Raw genomic sequence first — 18,238 nt, forward strand, 5'->3', positions numbered from 1 at the left:
CCGCTGCGGTTTGATGCCCTCACCCCAGCCCTCTCCCACGGGAGAGGGAGCTTAGGCCTCTGCGGTCTGATGCCCTCACCCCGGCCCTCTCCAACGGGAGAGGGAGCTTAGGCCTCTGCGGTCTGATGCCCTCACCCCGGCCCTCTCCCACGGGAGAGGGAGCTTAGCCTATGCGGTTTGATGCCCTCACCCCGGCCCTCTCTCACGGGAGAGGGAGCACACACTAAAAATGACAGCCTTGGGCTGTCATTTTGCTTTTAGTTAAGATGCGGCGATAAACAGATCCCGCAGTTGATGCAGCTGGTCGCGGATCTGCGCGGCCTCTTCAAACTCAAGGTTCTGCGCGTGTTGCATCATCTGCCCTTCCAGTTCGTGGATTTTCTGCTGGAGCGCTTTTGGCGTCAGAACAACGGTATCGGCCTCAACCGGTGAACGAGACTTACCGCGGCCTTTCGTCTTGGTCTTCGCAATATTCTGACCCAGCGCGAGAATATCCACCACTTTCTTGTTCAGCCCCTGCGGCGTGATACCGTGTTCTTCGTTGTACTGCTGCTGCTTCTCACGACGACGCTCGGTTTCGCTGATGGCTTTGGCCATCGAGGCGGTGATTTTGTCGCCGTAGAGAATCGCTTTGCCGTTGATGTTACGCGCGGCACGACCAATGGTCTGAATCAGCGAACGCTCGGAACGCAGGAAGCCCTCTTTATCCGCGTCAAGGATCGCCACCAGAGAGACCTCCGGCATATCCAGCCCTTCTCGCAACAGGTTGATCCCCACCAGCACATCGAACTCGCCAAGGCGTAAATCGCGGATGATTTCCATACGCTCGACCGTATCAATATCGGAGTGCAGATAGCGCACGCGCTCGCCATGCTCTTCAAGATATTCGGTGAGATCTTCCGCCATACGTTTGGTGAGTGTGGTCACCAGCACGCGCTCGTTAATGGAAACTCGGGCACGAATCTCAGAAAGCAGATCGTCAACCTGGGTGGCCACCGGACGGACCTCAATTAATGGATCCAGCAGGCCGGTCGGACGCACCACCTGATCGATGATCTCATCCCCGGATTTCTCCAGTTCGTAGTTCCCCGGCGTGGCAGAAACGTAAATGGTTTGCGGGGCAAGCGCCTCAAACTCTTCAAACTTCATCGGGCGGTTATCCAGCGCCGACGGCAGGCGGAAACCGTATTCAACCAGAGTCTCTTTACGCGCCCGGTCACCGCGATACATCCCGCCGATCTGCGGGATGGTGACGTGGGATTCGTCCACAACAAGCAGTCCGTCAGCAGGCAAATAGTCAAACAGCGTAGGCGGCGCTTCGCCTGGCCCGCGCCCGGACAGATAACGCGAGTAGTTCTCAATGCCTGAGCAGTAGCCCAGCTCGTTCATCATCTCTAAATCGAACTGGGTGCGCTGGCTCAGTCGTTGCTCTTCGAGCAATTTGTTATTCTCAAGCAGCACTTTACGACGCTCGGCCAGCTCGACCTTAATGTCTTCCATCGCCTGCACGATACGCTCGCGCGGGGTGACATAGTGGGTTTTTGGATAGACGGTAAAGCGCTGAATGGTGGATTCAACGTGTCCGGTCAACGGATCGAATAACGACAGACGTTCGACCTCTTCGTCAAACAGCTCAACGCGCAGCGCCATGTCGTCCGACTCGGCCGGGAAGATGTCGATCACTTCGCCCCGCACGCGGAACGTCCCCCGCTGGAACGCCTGATCGTTGCGGGTGTACTGCAGCTCGGTCAGACGGCGTAAAATCGCCCGCTGATCGATGATCATCCCCTGAGTAAGGTGCAGCATCATCTTCAGGTACAGATCGGGATCGCCCAGACCGTAGATCGCCGAAACGGACGCCACCACGACAACGTCCCGCCGCTCCAGGAGCGCTTTGGTCGCCGACAGTCGCATCTGTTCGATATGCTCGTTCACCGAGGCATCTTTTTCGATAAAGGTGTCGGAGCTAGGGACATACGCCTCAGGCTGGTAATAATCGTAATAGGAGACGAAGTATTCCACCGCGTTGTCCGGGAAAAACTCCTTCATCTCGCCGTACAGCTGTGCCGCCAGCGTTTTATTTGGCGCCAGCACCATGGTGGGACGCTGGAGATCCGCAATCACGTTCGCCACCGTAAAGGTTTTACCTGACCCCGTTACGCCTAGCAGCGTTTGATGCGCCAGCCCATCTTCCAGCCCCTCTTTCAGGCGACGAATGGCCTCTGGCTGGTCGCCAGAAGGACGGAAGGCAGAATTCAGTTTGAACGGTTTACTCATGGGCAACAACCTGATGACGAATAAGCGGCAGGTGAGTAATTTTACTCGTCGCTGATAATTTTGCCAGTTATTAATACTGGATGAACAACCAGTGACGTGGCAGAACAAGCAACAGTCTGCTGAAAGGATGAGCGAAAAATGGCTGAAATTTAATCTGCGGCAAAACAAAACGTCGGGCTTTTTCGGTTATCCCCAGATGGAGTTCCTTTTTAACATTTGTCAAGACAGGTCATGAAAGTTTTATGGCAGCCGGTGACACTTTCATGACGATGATTGATTTTATATAACTCGCTCATTCTTAAGCGATATTTTCCAGAGCCGCGTTTCGCACCAATCTGGTCGCAAGCCGCGTATTCTCTCGCTTACCTCAGGTTTTCTAACTCTAATGCACAACCTTATCCACAGGAATAGTGGATAACTGCCTCCAGCCCACATGGACAGCCACTCCGCTAATTCCCGGTTTTTCCCGAATGCGTCCCAACAAAAAATATTTATCGCTTTTTTTTGCTGATATTAAGCCCGGGTCGCAGCGGAAAACTGTCGATGAGGCTTCTGCACCATCACTCATCTTCGCTGGCACCGTCATCGTGCAGTTCTGCTCTTAACGCGTCCCGATGATGCGATACATTCCGAAAAAATGGGCCTGTTTAATCATTTTGTCGGTTATGGCAGGGCTTTTGCAGAACATCCTCTAGGCCTTACCCTACTGTACTTCAGGAGAACAACATGCTGAGCCTGCGTGCCGTCAATCAGTTTTACGGAAGCCAACATACGCTGTGGAATGTCGATCTGGATTTACCTCCTGGCACCTGCATGGGTGTCGTGGGATTACCGGGTATGGGAAAAACCACCCTGATAAATTGCATCACCGGTCAGCTTCCGGTCGAAAGCGGCACCATCATCTGGCATGAAGCTGGCGCGCCGCCGCAGAATTTACTGGATGCCCAGCGACGTCCGCTGAACATTGGTTACGTGGCGCAGGAGAGGCGGATTTTCTCGCAGTTAACGGTGGAGGAGAATCTGCATATTGCTCAGCGCGCACAGGGCCGTGTTGACGGCGCTGCACAGGAGAGGGTATACGACCTTTTTCCCCAGCTCTGGGGACAACGCCAGACGCGCGCGACGTCGCTCAGGGAGGAAGCACAGTACGAGCTGGCGCTTGCCAATGCGCTGGTGAATGGTCCGCGCCTGCTGATTCTGGATGAACCCACGCTGGGCGCAGGGCACACCTATGCCCGCAAGCTGGGGCATCTGTTGGTGCGCCTGAACCGTGAACTGGGGATGACGGTGTTACTGGCCGAGCAGCATCTGTCGTTTATACGCCGGGTCGCCGACCGTTTCTGCGTGCTCTATCGTGGACGTAACGTGGCGCAGGGCCACGTTGACGCCCTGGACGAGCAGCTTATTGCCCACTGGCTGACGCATGAGGCAAAAGGCTAAGATCCAGATACTGTCCTGTCGAGGCGTGCTCAGCCCCTTCTGCCAGCCAGGGAATTTCCCCCAGACACGGCGCGGGCAAGAGGCGTTTTAAGGTGGCAAGGTACTCCTGATGACGTCGGCCAGGCGGGACCACGTCGTTAGCAATCCAGCCTGCCAGCGGCAAACCTGCCTGCTCAACTGCCTGAGCCGTCAGCATGGCATGATTGATGCAGCCCAGTTTAACCCCCACCACCAGAATCACGGGAAGGCGTTCCAGTCCGACCCAGTCAGCAAAGGTGTGGGTCTCAGAAAGCGGCGTAAACCAGCCCCCTGCCCCTTCCACCAGCACCCACTCTGCCGATTTTTCGAGCGCGTTTAACCCCGCGGATATTACCGCAAAATCAATCGGACGTTGCTCGTCCGCACTGACAATATGCGGAGAGGTCGGCTCGGCAAAGGTATAAGGGTTTACCGCCTGATAAGAGAGCGTCAGGCTGCTGTGGCGCTGCAGGGCCAGGGCATCCGTGTTACGCAAACCCTCCGGCGTCATGTCGCTGCCTGATGCCACCGGCTTGTATCCGGCGGTGATGAATCCCTGCAGGCGCGCGGCCTGTAACAAGGCGGAACTGGCCACGGTTTTACCCACTTCCGTGTCCGTTCCGGTAACAAAATAGCGTTCAGTCACGTTCAATTATCCCGTGAAATAGTTGATAGGAGAGCGGGAACCCGCCCGCCGTGTGCGGCCAGGCATCCTCAAGCAGCCTGAGCTCGCCCCGCGTGAGCGGTTTTCGCGAGCGTCCGGCATGCAGATGGGTTGCGCCAATGCCCTTGAGGGAGCGCATGGCACTGAGCGCATCGTCGAAGGTCAGCGTCACGGTCTGCGTTGTGTAGCGAAAACGTAAGCCCTGCATTGCAGCCATTACCTCGCCCGGCGGCAAAAAACGGTTCGCATGCGGTTGCGCATCGACCGCCCGCCACGCCTGATGCAATTCCGGCAGCGAGTCGTCCAGCAGGGTGGTAAAGGCCACGGTTCCACCCGGTCGCGTCACGCGGCAGAGCTGCCGTAACGCCTGCGGCAAGCTGGTGCACCACTGCACCGCCAGATGGCTCCAGACCAGATCAAACCGGGCATCGGGGAGAGGCATCGCCTCGATGTCCCCCACCACATATTCATCCGCGGCCTGCACCGCACGCGCTTGCGCCAGCATGGCCGCCGAAAGATCGAGCGCCGTCACCCGGCTTCCCGCATCGCGCCAGGCCCGGCTGTGAGTGCCCGGCCCGCACCCGGCATCGAGCACGCGGTCAAACGTTCGGTTATCCAGCATCGCCCGCAGGCCCTGCGCGCTCAGGCGCTGCAATTCATCGTGGCGGGAATAGCTCTGTGCAGCACGCCCAAAGGCCGAGGCAATGGCCTGTTTATTGACCGGCTGCATGGAGTGCCTCCAGTAGCGCATCAATGTCGTCCGGCTCATGGGCAGCCGTCAGCGTCAGACGCAGTCGCGCGGTCCCCACCGGTACCGTGGGCGGGCGTATCGCCGTGGTCCATATGCTGCGTTCGCGCAGGCGCTCAGCCAACTGCATCGCCTGGCGGTTATCACCGACGATCAGCGGCTGGATGGCGCTCTGCGAAGGGGTCATCTGATACGGCAGACGGGTAACGCCCTCACGGAAACGATGCACGCGATCGGCCAGAGTGTGACGCCGCTGTGCCCCGTCATCGCTGCGGATCACCTCGAGCGCCGCCCTCAGCGCCACCGCCTGTGCCGGTGGCATGCTGGTGCTGTAGATGAGATGTCGGGCACACTGCAGCAGATAATCGGCCACTGACGCGCTGCACAAAACGGCTGCACCGCTAACGCCAAAGCCCTTTCCAAAGGTGACCACCAGCAGATCGGGGCGAGCGTCCAGCGCCGCAGTGCTCCCGCGCCCTTCCGCGCCCAGCACCCCGATACCGTGTGCGTCATCCACCAGCGTCCAGGCGTGATGCTGGCGCGCTGCCGCGCCCAGTTCGTCCAGCGGGGCGCTGTCGCCGTCCATGCTAAACACCCCTTCGGTGACCACCAGCTGCTGTCCGGCGCAGGGTTTCCCCAGCAGCGCGGACAACTGACTGACGTCGTTATGGACAAATCGGCGAAGCTGAGCGGGGCTCAGGCTGGCCGCTTCCAGCAGCGAGGCGTGGCTCAGGCGATCGGCGACAATCCGATCGTCTTTATCCATCAGGGCCGCAATCAGCGCCTGATTCGCGGCAAAACCCGAAATAAACAGTAACGCCCGCGGATAACCCAACCAGTCGGCCAGTTCGGCTTCCAGCGCATGATGCGCCCGGGTGTAGCCGCTGACGTGCCCGGAGCCGCCGCTGCCCACGCCATAGACGTCGGCACCCTGCTGCCAGGCACGGATAATCGCCGGATGCTGGCTCAGCCCCAGGTAATCATTGCTGGAGAAATTGCAAAACCGACGCTGGTCGCGGGTCAAAAACCGGCCTGCGCCTCCGTCCACGACGGTGCGCGAGCGTAAGGTGTCCGTCGCCCGACGGGCGTCGAGCGCGGTGTCGATGCGTTGCTGCCAGGTCATACCGTCGCCGCGTTGTAATACTGGTCGGTATCGGCATTGAACAACTGCTGCTCAAGCTGTTGCTGCTGCTCGTTGTCGCCCGTAAGTACCTCGGTCTGATGCGGATTCAGCCCCAGTTTGCGGAACAGCTGAACGTCTTTATCCTCTTCGGGATTAGGCGTGGTCAGCAGCTTGCAGCCGTAGAAAATAGAGTTCGCGCCCGCCATAAAGCACATCGCCTGCGTCTGCTCGCTCATCTGCTCACGGCCTGCGGAGAGGCGCACAAACGAGGTGGGCATCATGATTCGCGCCACCGCAATCGTGCGGATAAAATCAAAGGCATCCACATCCTCGTTATCCGCCATCGGCGTGCCTTTCACCTTCACCAGCATGTTGATAGGGACGCTTTCCGGTGGCGTCGGCAGGTTGGCGAGCTGGAGCAGTAAACCCGCGCGATCCTTCACCGTTTCGCCCAGCCCGACGATCCCGCCAGAGCAGACTTTAATGCCCGCCTCGCGCACCTTATCCAGCGTATCCAGACGCTCCTGATAGGTACGGGTCGTGATGATATTGCCGTAAAATTCCGGGGAGGTGTCCAGGTTGTGGTTATAGTAATCCAGACCTGCCGCCGACAGGCGCTGGGCCTGGCTTTCATCCAGCGTCCCCAGCGTCATGCAGGCTTCCAGCCCCATCGCTTTTACGCCCTGCACCATCTGCTCCAGATACGGCATATCGCGATCGTGAGGGTTTTTCCAGGCGGCCCCCATGCAAAAACGGGTCGAACCGGCATTTTTCGCTTTGCGCGCCGAATCGAGCACCTGCTCAACTTCCATCAACCGCTCCGCCTCAAGCCCGGTTTTATAGCGGGCACTCTGCGGGCAATATTTACAGTCTTCCGGACAGGCGCCTGTTTTGATCGACAGCAACGTACTGACCTGGACATGGCGCGGGTCGAAGTGCTGACGGTGGATCTGCTGGGCCTCAAACATCAGCTCCAGAAAAGGTTTTTCAAATAACTCGGTGACTTGCGACATCGTCCAGCGTGCGTGGTGAGCCATTGGGCTTCTCCAAAGGGTTTTGTTAATTGTCGGTTCGGTTTATACTTGTAAACCTAAAATATTTCAAAATGGTTTACAAGTCGATTATGACCCAGGACGATCTCGCCTTCGATCAGCGCCATATCTGGCACCCTTACACCTCCATGACCCGCCCTCTTCCGGTTTACCCGGTGGCCTCGGCGAGCGGGTGTGAACTGCAGCTTTCCACGGGAGAGACGCTGGTGGAGGGAATGTCGTCCTGGTGGGCGACCCTGCATGGGTACAACCATCCCCGCCTGAATGCGGCGATGAAAACGCAAATCGATCAGATGTCGCACGTCATGTTTGGCGGGATCACCCATCAGCCTGCCGTTGACCTCTGCCGCAAGCTGGTGGCAATGACCCCGGCTCCCCTGGAGTGCGTGTTTCTTGCCGATACCGGTTCGGTTGCCGTAGAAGTGGCGATGAAAATGGCGTTGCAGTACTGGCATGCGAAGGGTGAACCGCGCCAGCGCTTTCTGACCTTCCGCAACGGCTATCACGGCGATACCTTTGGCGCGATGTCGGTGTGCGATCCGGATAACTCCATGCACAGCCTGTGGAAGGGGTATCTGGCAGAGAATCTCTTTGCCCCTGCGCCACAAAGCCGGTTTGACGGCGAATGGGACGAGGCCGACATGGTGGGCTTCGCCCGTATGATGGCAGCCCATCGTCACGAGATTGCGGCGGTAATCCTGGAGCCTGTGGTTCAGGGCGCGGGCGGGATGCGCATGTACCATCCTGAGTGGCTGAAGCGCATTCGTAAGATGTGTGACCGGGAGGGTATCCTGCTGATTGCCGATGAAATTGCCACCGGCTTCGGACGCACCGGCAAGCTGTTTGCCTGCGAACATGCGGACATTTCACCGGATATTCTGTGCCTCGGCAAGGCCCTGACCGGCGGTACAATGACGCTCTCCGCCACGCTGGCCACCCGCGAGATTGCCGACACCATCAGCGATGGCGAAGCGGGATGCTTTATGCACGGCCCCACGTTTATGGGGAATCCTCTGGCCTGTGCGGTAGCTAACGAAAGCCTGGCGATTCTGCAAAGCGGCGACTGGCAGGGCCAGGTGGCCGCCATCGAGGGGCAGCTAAAACGTGAACTCAAGGATGCTGCGGCCTCTGAAAACGTGGCTGACGTTCGCGTCTTAGGCGCGATTGGCGTGGTGGAGACGCACCACCCGGTAAACCAGGCGGTATTGCAGAAGTTCTTTGTCGAACGGGGCGTCTGGGTGCGGCCGTTTGGTAAGCTGATCTATCTGATGCCCCCGTACATCATTACGCAGGAACAGCTGACCAGGCTCACCTCAGCGGTGGTCGACGCCGTTAACATTCCCGCACATTTTGTGATTTAACCCAGCACGGCAAATCCACTACGCTTACGATGCATTACACTTTGAGCAGTGCATCGTAAGGAGAATTCGCATGAAGCTTGTCAGTAAAGATTTGCGCGACGGGGAGAAACTTCCGGAGCGTCACGTATTTAACGGCATGGGGTATCAGGGGGATAACATTTCTCCGCATCTTGCCTGGGATGAGGTTCCGCCGGGCACGAAAAGCTTTGTGGTGACCTGCTACGATCCCGATGCCCCGACAGGCTCCGGCTGGTGGCACTGGGTCGTGGCGAATCTGCCCGCTGATACCCGCGTGTTGCCGCAAGGTTCGGGTTCGGATCTGACGGCCCTGCCGGAAGGCGCTGTCCAGACCCGCACCGATTTTGGTCAGGCGGGCTATGGTGGCGCAGCGCCGCCAAAAGGCGAGACGCACCGGTATATTTTCACGGTACATGCGCTGGACGTGGAGAAGATAGACGTTGATGAAGGCGCCAGCGGGGCGATGGTGGGCTTTAACGTTCATTTCCATACGCTGGGCAGCGCATCGATTACGGCGATGTACAGTTAGCCGCCCCTTTTGTCTGGCTATAATCCGCGTGTTTCCCCTCTCCTTACACGGAGAGGGGATGTGACAACGAACAATCCTCCCTACCCGGCTTCAGACTATTTTTGGCAAAAGTCCCACCAGCCTGCCTTCGTTTAGCAGCGCCATCGCTTTTTCAATATCCGGCGCGAAGAATCGATCGTCGTCATAATGCGCAACCTGCTCCCGCAGAATGTGACGCGCCTGTTCCAGCAACGGACTTGACGTTAGCCCTTCTCGTAGATCAATCCCCTGACATGCCGCCAGCCATTCGACCGCCACCACACCGCGGGTATTTGCCGCCATCTCCCATAGCCGCCGCCCTGCGGCAGGCGCCATCGAAACGTGGTCTTCCTGATTCGCCGAGGTCGGCAGGCTGTCAACGCTGTGAGGGTGCGATAAGGCCTTGTTCTCACTCGCCAGCGCGGCTGCCGTTACCTGAGCAATCATAAACCCGGAATTTACGCCGCCGTTGCGCACCAGGAATGGCGGCAGCTGGGACATATGTTTATCCATCATCAGCGCGATACGGCGTTCGGATAAGGCACCGATCTCGGCGATAGCCAGCGCCAGATTGTCCGCCGCCATTGCCACCGGCTCGGCGTGGAAGTTCCCCCCGGAGATCACCTCGTTTTCTTCGGCAAAGACCAGTGGATTGTCCGAAACCGCGTTGGCTTCTGTCAGCAGGACATCCGCCACATGGCGAAGCTGCGTCAGACAGGCCCCCATAACCTGCGGCTGGCAGCGCAGCGAGTAAGGGTCCTGCACTTTTTCGCAGTTGTGATGAGACTCGGCAATTTCGCTGGTGTCTGTCAGCAGATGGCGATACATCGCGGCGGCATCGATTTGGCCGCGCTGGCCCCGCACCGCGTGAATGCGCGCATCAAAGGGACGACGGGAGCCCAGCACCGCTTCGGTGGTCAGCGCCCCGCACACCGTCGCGGAAGCATACAGATCTTCCGCTTCGAACAGTCCGCGTAGGGCAAAAGCGGTGGAGGCCTGCGTCCCGTTTAAAAGTGCCAGCCCCTCCTTTGCCGCCAGGGTGATCGGCTGTAGCCCCGCTTTGCTCAGCGCCTCGGCGGCAGGCAGCCATTCGCCCCGCCAGCGGGCCTGACCTTCGCCCAGCAGCAGCAAGGACATATGGGCCAGCGGCGCCAGATCGCCCGAGGCCCCAACGGAGCCTTTAGCCGGAATGCAGGGGTACACTTCGGCATTCACCAGCGCAATCAGCGACTGGATCACGCTCAGGCGGATGCCGGAAAAGCCCCGCGCCAGGCTGTTAATCTTCAGGACCATCATCAGACGCACCATGGCGTCATCCAGCGGTTCACCGATGCCTGCCGCGTGCGAAAGCACCAGCGAGCGCTGTAAGTTTTCAAGGTCGTGAGCAGCAATACGCGTTTGCGCCAGCAGGCCAAAACCGGTGTTGATACCGTACGCCGTTCTGTCTTCAGCCACGATGGCTTCAACGCAGGCGACGCTGGCATTAATCCCGTCGTGGGCACGCTCGTCCAGCGTTAGCTTCACGGGTTGCCGCCAGACCTGGCGAAGCTGCTGTAAGGTCAGGGAGCCGGGAATCAGGGTTAACGTATTCATGGGTGTTTTCCTTGAGTGGCAGGGATCATCGGCAGGTTCAGCCCCTGCTCTTTCGCACAGTCTATAGCTATGTCGTAGCCGGCATCCGCATGACGCATCACGCCGGTTGCCGGATCGTTATGCAGTACCCGAGCGATACGGGCAGCGGCTTCATCGGTGCCGTCACACACAATCACCATGCCCGCATGCTGGGAAAAGCCCATGCCTACGCCCCCGCCGTGGTGCAACGAAACCCATGTCGCCCCGCTCGCGGTGTTTAACAACGCGTTAAGCAGCGGCCAGTCGGACACCGCATCGGAACCGTCACGCATGGCTTCCGTTTCGCGATTGGGGCTGGCAACCGAGCCGGAATCAAGATGGTCGCGACCAATAACGATGGGCGCAGAAACTTCACCATTGCGGACCATTTCGTTAAAGGCCAGCCCGAGCTTTTGCCGCCACTCAAGCCCGACCCAGCAGATACGTGCCGGCAGCCCCTGGAAATGAATGCGTTCGCGGGCCATGTCCAGCCAGTGGTGCAGGTGTTCGTCGTCGGCGACAATCTCTTTTACCTTCGCATCGGTGCGGTAGATATCCTGCGGATCGCCGGACAGGGCTACCCAGCGGAACGGGCCGATCCCGCGACAGAAAAGGGGACGAATATAGGCCGGAACAAACCCCGGGAAATCAAAGGCGTTTTCAACGCCCATCTCTTTTGCCATCTGGCGGATGTTGTTGCCATAGTCGAACGTAGGGACGCCCATCGCGTGAAAGGCCAGCATGGCCGTCACGTGTTCCGCCATCGCGCGTTTCGCCGCCTGCACGGTACCTTGCGGATCGCGTTGCGCGTTATGCTGATACTCTTCCCACGTCCAGCCTTTGGGCAGATAACCGTGCAGCGGATCGTGCGCGCTGGTCTGATCGGTGACCAAATCAGGCCGCACGCCGCGCGCGACTATGTCAGGCACCAGTTCGGCCGCGTTGCCGCAGAGCGCAATCGACACTGCTTTGCCTGCAGCGGTGTATTTTTGAATGCGCGCCAGCGCGTCAACCAGGTTATCCGCCTGCTCATCCACGTAACGGGTACGCAGGCGGAAATCAATGCGGCTTTGCTGGCATTCAATGTTCAGAGAGCAGGCGCCCGCCAGCGTGGCTGCCAGCGGCTGGGCACCGCCCATTCCGCCTAACCCTGCCGTCAGCACCCAACGCCCCTTCAGCGAGCCGCCATAATGCTGCCGTCCGGCCTCCACGAAGGTTTCGTACGTTCCCTGCACGATGCCCTGACTGCCAATATAGATCCAGCTGCCAGCCGTCATCTGGCCATACATCGCCAGCCCTCTGGCATCCAGCTCATTAAAGTGTTCCCACGTAGCCCAGTGCGGCACCAGGTTGGAATTGGCGATTAACACGCGAGGTGCATTCTGATGGGTCTTAAACACGCCTACTGGCTTACCGGACTGCACCAGCAGCGTTTCATCATCGTTGAGATCAATCAGGGATTTCACAATCGCGTCGTAGCATTCCCAGTTGCGCGCCGCGCGCCCGATACCGCCATAAACCACCAGGGCATGGGGATTTTCAGCGACGTCCGGATCAAGATTGTTCATCAACATGCGCAGGGGCGCTTCGGTAAGCCAGCTTTTGGCGGTCAGCGTGGTTCCACGTGGGGCGCGGATATCCTGCTCGCGGTAGCGATCTGACGACATTGTGTAGACCTCATACGGGATGAAAGATACACATAGATATACTTGTATAGACAACCACGCACAAGGAAGGATTTAACAAAAAAGATACAATTTTATGATATTGCGTTAGCTATCACGCTTTGCGCCATCAGGACATAAAATGCCCCTGCAGACGGTATCGGGCGCCGGGAAATAGCAGCTTCGCCTGGGAGACAATCTGCGACGCGGACCAGGTTCGCCGGCGAATCAGCAGGCAAGGATCCTGCTCTTTGATTCTTAGCCACGCGCACTCCTGCGGCGTGGCGCGCACCGCCTCCACGATATGCTCCCCTTCGGTTAACGGGGCGACCTGCGAAAGGTAGGCGTGCGGGGTAGTCAGGGTGTAATCCTGCAGCAGATAGTCCGGTACGCGCAGCGCGTTTACGCAGCGATCTTCAATCTGAACCGGAATATCGTTTTCGAAATGGACCATCACCGAATGGTAAATCGAGGTCCCTTCCGCGACGTTCAACTCTGCCGCCTGCTCGACACTGGCCTGAACGGCGTCAAGTTTTAAAACCTCGCAGCGGTGATGGTGCTGTCGTGCGGCAATCTCATCGGCGATGCTGCGAATTTCAAACAGGGCAGACTGACCTTTTGGCTCAGCAACGAAGGTCCCCACGCCCTGCAAACGCACCAGAAGCCCTTCATCCGTGAGCTCACGTAAGGCGCGATTGATGGTCATCCGGCTAAAACCAAACTGTGCCACCAGTTCGGCCTCTGAGGGGATGCGATCGTGCGCACGCCAGTGCCCTGTCGCGATTTTCTCGCTGATCGCCTGCTTCACCTTTTCATAAAAAGGGGCGGGGGTGCCGGAAAGCTGACCCGGTGAGCGTGAAAACATGCTGACTCCTTAATATGGTTATGCCCACCAGTGAGCGATTTGCCAGGCCAGCCGCGCGGCCAGGCGCGCACCCTGACCGTCTCTGTCGTAGTGCGGATTGAATTCTACCAGATCGGCAGCCTGCAGTTTCCCGCTGCGGCAAAGGCGTTCGATAAGGGGTAACAGATCCAGCGCCGGAATGCCTAATGCCGCCGGTGCCGAGACCGCAGGCATCTCGCCTGCGGGCAGCACATCCAGATCCAGGGTTAAATACACCCTGTCGGCCTCTGCCAGAACCCGCTCCAGCGCGTCGGCCGCATCACGGCGAAAATGAATATCCTCGACGACGGTCACCCCCAGGCGATGGGCTTCATCCCAAAGCGCCTGGGTATTCCCCGCCCGGCTCACGCCCAGACAGGCATACTGGAATGCCCGGCCCCGGGACTGGCAATGACGCGCAAGCTGCAGGAAGGGGGTGCCGGAAGTGGCCCGCGCCGCCTGACGTAAATCGAGATGGGCGTCCAGATTAATAATGGCCACGCGCGCGTCCGGAAAGGCATCCAGAACCCCGCGCCCGTGCGCCCAGGCGGTTTCGTGCCCGCCACCTAAAACCAGCGTGCGCATCCCCGCCTGCTGGCAACGCTGCACCTCGTCGCTGAGCGCCTGCTGGGCGGCCTCAAGCTGGTCGCCTGCGACCAGAAAAGTGCCTCGATCCTGCAACCGCTCATGACCAGAATGGCTCGCCATATTCGCCAGCGCCTGACGGATCAGGTCGGGCGAGTCCGCCGCCCCTGGCCTGCCCTGATTGCGCTTTACCCCCTCATCGCTGGCAAAACCGAGGAGCGCGATGCCGTCGCGGACCGGGGGTTGCGCGTCATCGAGGGCTATCGTCTGGAAAATACGCAGGGCGTTGGGGGACTCTGTCCTATCGTCACGGCCCTGCCAGACAGTGCAGGGCGTAGGTTGCCACTGTTTCATGCGATCTTCCCGCGGAATATACGTTGAAAGAGAGGATTGCGCCCCGGCTCGTAGACCATCTCAACCGGATGATCTGCATCCCAGACGATAAAATCAGCCACAAACCCGGCGGTGAGCTGGCCATGGGTAGCGCCGCGTCCCAGCGCGTGCGCGGCATGGCGCGTTACCCCAGCCCAGGCCTCCTCTGGCGTCAGCCCGAACTGAACGCAGGCCATGTTCATCGCCAGATGCAGGCTGGCAAACGGGCTGGTGCCGGGGTTGTAGTCGGTCGCCACGGCCATTGGCACGCCTTGCTTACGCAGTTCTTCAACCGGCGGGCGCTGGCGCTCCTGAAGAAAGTAAAACGCCCCGGGGAGCAATACCGCAACCGTGCCCTGCTGCGCCATGGCAGCCACACCGGCGTCATCAAGATACTCAATATGATCGGCAGACAAGCCCTTAAAGCGGCTGACCAGGGCTGCGCCGCCCAGACGGGAGAGCTGCTCGACGTGGCCCTTAACGGGAATGCCGAGCGCAGTTGCCGCCTGGAAGACGCGTTCGGTTTGCGACGGGCTGAACCCGACGTTTTCACAAAAGACATCAACCGCCTCAAAAAGGCCCTGCTGCCAGAGTGAGGGCATAATCTGTTCACACACCAGCGTGAGATAGCGATCGGGATCCCCGCGGAACTCAACCGGCACCGCATGCGCCGCCAGCAGGGTTGGGCTAACCTCTATGGCATGCTGACGGGCGAGAGTCTGCGCCACCCGCAGCATTTTCTCTTCTGCCTCGAGGTTCAGGCCATAACCCGATTTGATTTCAATCGTGGTCACCCCCTCATTCATCAGACGACGCAGCCGCTGTTCAGCAAGTGCTGCCAATGTTTCCGGCGAGCTGGCGCGGGTTGCCGCGACGGTGGAATTGATCCCCCCACCCTGCGCGCTAAGGGTCTGGTAAGAGACGCCGTTGAGCCGCTGCTCCCATTCTGCTGCCCGGTTACCGCCGAAGATCACATGGGTATGACAATCAATCAGCCCCGGCGTGACCAGCCGCCCCTGAAGATCGATACTGTTTTGATGAGCGGGCAGTTCAGACACCGGCACTCGCGCCACAATCGTGCCATCGCGAACGATGAGCGCATGATTATCGAGCATGCCGTAGGGTTCAGAACGGGACGGGTCCAGCGTGGCCAATCGCGCATTGCGCCAGATAACATCGTCAGGAAGAAGCTGCTGCATGGGGCTTCCGCTTGTCATGGGTTGTATAGACATTTATTTTGATTCCGTCGCCTCTGTCAACCGCCTTGCACGAAAGTGTGACGTCATAGGGTTAACTTTCCCGGGAGTCGGGGGAGAAAATGCAACTTTTTACCGGATTCATCTTCCCGTTTCGCTCAACTTAGTATAAAAAAGCAGGCTATTTCGACTATCCCTTTGATTCGTGAACTCAGGAGCTTTCCCTTGAATATGTCCAGGATTTCCCGTCTGGCAATGGCCCTCGCTTTTGGCGTGACACTGTCCGCGTGTAGCTCAACGCCACCGGACCAACGACCTTCTGAGCAGGCTGCTCCGGGTACGGCCTCTCGCCCGATTCTGTCGGCTGATGAAGCGAAAAACTTTAGCCAGGCGCACTACTTCTCGTCGATGGACGCGAACGCGGCACCGTGGACCCCGTCTTCTATCCGTCTGCCTGAAAAACCAAACTTTATTGTCGGCCCAGCCGGCACGCCGGGCGTGACGCATACTTCTATTCAGGCTGCCGTTGATGCTGCCATTACTCGTCACAGCGCCTCTCGCCAGTACATCGCTATTATGCCGGGTGAATACGAAGGGACGGTCTACGTGCCTGCCGCGCCAGGCAGCATCACCATTTACGGAACCGGTGAAAAAGCGTCAGATGTGAAAATCGGTCAGGCCATCGATTCTGAGATCGACAGCACGACCTGGCGCCATCTGGTGAACCCGGCCGGTAAATATATGCCGGGCAAACCGGCGTGGTATATGTTCGATAACTGCCAGAACAAGCGCAGCGCGACCATTGGCGTGATGTGCTCAGCCGTATTCTGGTCGCAGAATAATGGCTTGCAGCTGCAGAACCTGACCATTCAGAACACCGTTGGCGACAGCGTGGATGCCGGTAATCACCAGGCCGTTGCCCTGCGTTCCGATGGCGACAAGGTACAAATCAACAAAGTGAACATTCTGGGCCGTCAGAACACCTTCTTTGTGACCAACAGCGGTTTGCAGAACACGTTGCAAAATAACCGTCTGACCCGCACCCTGGTGACAAACAGCTACATCGAAGGCGATGTGGATATTGTCTCTGGCCGTGGCGCAGTGGTATTTGATAACACCGATTTCCGCGTGGTGAATTCCCGCACCCAGCAGGAAGGTTATGTCTTCGCGCCGGCGACCCTGTCCAACCTGTTCTATGGTTTCCTGGCGGTCAACAGCCGCTTTACCGCTTCCGGTGACAATGTTGCACAGCTGGGCCGCTCGCTGGATGCCGACTCTGCCACTAACGGCCAGGTAGTGATCCGCGATAGCGTGATCAACGAAGGTTTCAATATGGCGAAACCCTGGGCCGATGCCGCTATCTCTAAACGTCCTTACGCTGGCAATACCGGCACCCTGGATGACAAAGGTAACGTGCAGCGTAACCTGAACGACGCTAACTTCAACCGCATGTGGGAATACAACAACCGAGGTCTGGGTAGCAAAGTGGTTGCTGAGCCAAAACAGTAATTCCGTTTTCGGACATAAAAAAACCTCGCATCTGCGAGGTTTTTTATTGCGGCTCATTAGTGTGCGTTGACGACCACCCACATTGGGCCTTGTCCTACCGCATAGCGCCCTTTCTCTGCCAGCAGCCCCTGCTCGCCGGTGATTTCATACAGGGCGATGTGATGGGACTTCTGCCCTGCGGCAATCAGGTATTTACCGCTAAAATCAACGTTAAAGCCACGCGGCTGCGTCTCCGTTGGCTGGAAGCCTTCGACGGCCAGTACGCTACCATCTTCAGATACGCTGAAAATCGTGATCAGGCTGGAGGTACGATCGCAGGCATAAAGATGACGACCGTCCGGGGTAATGTGAATATCCGCCGCCCAGCGCGTATCGGTAAAATCAGACGGCATCATATCCAGCGTCTGCACGCACTCGATTTGACCGTGCGCGTCGTTCAGTTGCCACACGTCGACGGAGCTGTTCAGTTCGTTCACCACGTAGGCAAACTGCTGATTCGGGTGGAAGACCATGTGACGCGGGCCTGCGCCTTCAACGGTGGTAACTTCAGCGGGCTCCTGCGCCACCAGGTGACCGTCTTCGCTGAGGGTAAACAGGCAAATGCGATCCTGTTTCAGCGCCGGCACCCACAGCGTGCGGTTGTCCGGTGAGATATTGGCTGAGTGACAGCCTTCCAGCCCTTCCACCACGTCGACGATCTCAACGGGAATACCGTCGTCAAGACGTGTGACGCTCACGCAGCCCGCATTGTAGGAGCCGCTAAAGATAAAGCGGCCTTGACGATCGGTGGAGATGTGCGTTGGGCTACCCGGCAGGGCGGCCTCGGCGGTGTAGGTGAGTGCCCCGTCATCCGGTGAAATACGGTAGGCCAGCACGCGAAATTCTGGACGGACGCCAACGTAGAGGAAACGTTTATCCGGGCTAATCACCATCGGCTGAACCTGTCCTGGCACATCAACAACCTGAACCAGGGTGAGCGTACCTTCGGAATTCAGACGCCAGACGTGGATCTGCTGGCTTTCTGGACTGGCGGTATAGACGGTTTGTTTCATGAATACTCACTCCTCACTGCGCATGAAAGTAGTTAACTTTTAACGGCAAATGCTGAATTTGAGCCGGGGATTTTGACGCTTTCGCCTCTCGGTGTACCATCCCTGCAGACTTTAAATT

General features: G+C 58.5%; 15 protein-coding genes. 4 read left to right on the forward strand and 11 right to left on the reverse strand.

Translation table 11 applies throughout. The annotated features are described in order from the left end of the window. Positions 1 to 261: 261 nt before the first annotated feature. Positions 262 to 2,277 (reverse strand): excinuclease ABC subunit UvrB, encoded by a 2,016-nt coding sequence (uvrB, locus tag LZP96_RS03240; RefSeq protein ID WP_064325399.1) that lies wholly within the window; start codon positions 2,275 to 2,277, stop codon positions 262 to 264. Between the two features lie 726 nt (positions 2,278 to 3,003). Here uvrB and LZP96_RS03245 point away from each other — a divergent pair. Next, complete coding sequence (locus tag LZP96_RS03245; RefSeq protein ID WP_064325398.1) at positions 3,004 to 3,717, forward strand: ABC transporter ATP-binding protein; 714 nt, start codon at positions 3,004 to 3,006, stop codon at positions 3,715 to 3,717. Here the strand turns inward: LZP96_RS03245 and bioD are convergent. Genes bioD through bioB form a run of 4 tightly spaced genes read right to left on the reverse strand, consistent with a single transcriptional unit; the run spans position 3,680 to position 7,307 of the window. Next, positions 3,680 to 4,381, reverse strand: coding sequence for a dethiobiotin synthase (bioD, locus tag LZP96_RS03250; RefSeq protein WP_064325397.1), 702 nt, complete (start codon positions 4,379 to 4,381; stop codon positions 3,680 to 3,682). The two genes, LZP96_RS03245 and bioD, sit on opposite strands and share 38 nt — an antisense overlap. After that, positions 4,374 to 5,129 carry a malonyl-ACP O-methyltransferase BioC gene (gene bioC / locus LZP96_RS03255; protein WP_064325396.1) on the reverse strand — a complete coding sequence of 252 codons (756 nt, stop codon included), beginning with the start codon at positions 5,127 to 5,129 and terminating at the stop codon, positions 4,374 to 4,376. The genes bioD and bioC overlap by 8 nt, the downstream gene beginning before the upstream one ends. Beyond that, positions 5,113 to 6,270, reverse strand: a complete 1,158-nt coding sequence (gene bioF / locus LZP96_RS03260) for an 8-amino-7-oxononanoate synthase (protein ID WP_064325395.1) — start codon at positions 6,268 to 6,270, stop codon at positions 5,113 to 5,115. The genes bioC and bioF overlap by 17 nt, the downstream gene beginning before the upstream one ends. Further along, positions 6,267 to 7,307 (reverse strand): biotin synthase BioB, encoded by a 1,041-nt coding sequence (bioB, locus tag LZP96_RS03265; RefSeq protein WP_064325394.1) that lies wholly within the window; start codon positions 7,305 to 7,307, stop codon positions 6,267 to 6,269. Before bioB ends, bioF begins: the two co-directional genes overlap by 4 nt. Positions 7,308 to 7,393: 86 nt before the next feature. On the opposite strand from bioB, the gene bioA reads away from it, so the two are divergent. Both bioA and LZP96_RS03275 read left to right on the forward strand, forming a co-directional pair. Then, positions 7,394 to 8,683: an adenosylmethionine--8-amino-7-oxononanoate transaminase gene (gene bioA / locus LZP96_RS03270; protein ID WP_445297872.1), complete on the forward strand. Its 1,290-nt coding sequence runs from the start codon at positions 7,394 to 7,396 to the stop codon at positions 8,681 to 8,683. 70 nt (positions 8,684 to 8,753) lie between these two features. Beyond that, complete coding sequence (locus tag LZP96_RS03275; protein WP_064325392.1) at positions 8,754 to 9,230, forward strand: kinase inhibitor; 477 nt, start codon at positions 8,754 to 8,756, stop codon at positions 9,228 to 9,230. 90 nt (positions 9,231 to 9,320) lie between these two features. Here LZP96_RS03275 and hutH read toward each other — a convergent pair whose 3' ends face one another. From hutH to hutI, 5 genes are all read right to left on the reverse strand, one after another. Continuing rightward, positions 9,321 to 10,841: a histidine ammonia-lyase gene (gene hutH, locus LZP96_RS03280; protein WP_064325391.1), complete on the reverse strand. Its 1,521-nt coding sequence runs from the start codon at positions 10,839 to 10,841 to the stop codon at positions 9,321 to 9,323. Next, a complete protein-coding gene (hutU, locus tag LZP96_RS03285) occupies positions 10,838 to 12,526 on the reverse strand; it encodes a urocanate hydratase (protein WP_064325390.1) in 1,689 nt (562 codons plus the stop codon). The genes hutH and hutU overlap by 4 nt, the downstream gene beginning before the upstream one ends. A 127-nt stretch (positions 12,527 to 12,653) precedes the next feature. Beyond that, on the reverse strand, positions 12,654 to 13,388 hold the full coding sequence (locus tag LZP96_RS03290; RefSeq protein ID WP_064325389.1) for a histidine utilization repressor: 735 nt from the start codon (positions 13,386 to 13,388) through the stop codon (positions 12,654 to 12,656). A gap of 18 nt (positions 13,389 to 13,406) precedes the next feature. Further along, entirely contained in the window at positions 13,407 to 14,345 is a 939-nt protein-coding gene (gene hutG / locus LZP96_RS03295) for a formimidoylglutamase (RefSeq protein ID WP_064325388.1), read from the reverse strand. Next, complete coding sequence (gene hutI, locus LZP96_RS03300) at positions 14,342 to 15,562, reverse strand: imidazolonepropionase (protein ID WP_064325387.1); 1,221 nt, start codon at positions 15,560 to 15,562, stop codon at positions 14,342 to 14,344. The genes hutG and hutI overlap by 4 nt, the downstream gene beginning before the upstream one ends. Positions 15,563 to 15,790: 228 nt before the next feature. On the opposite strand from hutI, the gene LZP96_RS03305 reads away from it, so the two are divergent. Next, positions 15,791 to 17,068, forward strand: a complete 1,278-nt coding sequence (locus tag LZP96_RS03305; RefSeq protein WP_374230076.1) for a putative acyl-CoA thioester hydrolase — start codon at positions 15,791 to 15,793, stop codon at positions 17,066 to 17,068. 56 nt (positions 17,069 to 17,124) lie between these two features. Here the strand turns inward: LZP96_RS03305 and pgl are convergent, their stop codons facing one another. Beyond that, complete coding sequence (pgl, locus tag LZP96_RS03310) at positions 17,125 to 18,120, reverse strand: 6-phosphogluconolactonase (RefSeq protein WP_064325385.1); 996 nt, start codon at positions 18,118 to 18,120, stop codon at positions 17,125 to 17,127. Positions 18,121 to 18,238 lie beyond the last annotated feature (118 nt).

The sequence above is a fragment of the Huaxiibacter chinensis genome (assembly GCF_022171985.1).
GTDB lineage: Bacteria > Pseudomonadota > Gammaproteobacteria > Enterobacterales > Enterobacteriaceae > Enterobacter > Enterobacter chinensis_A.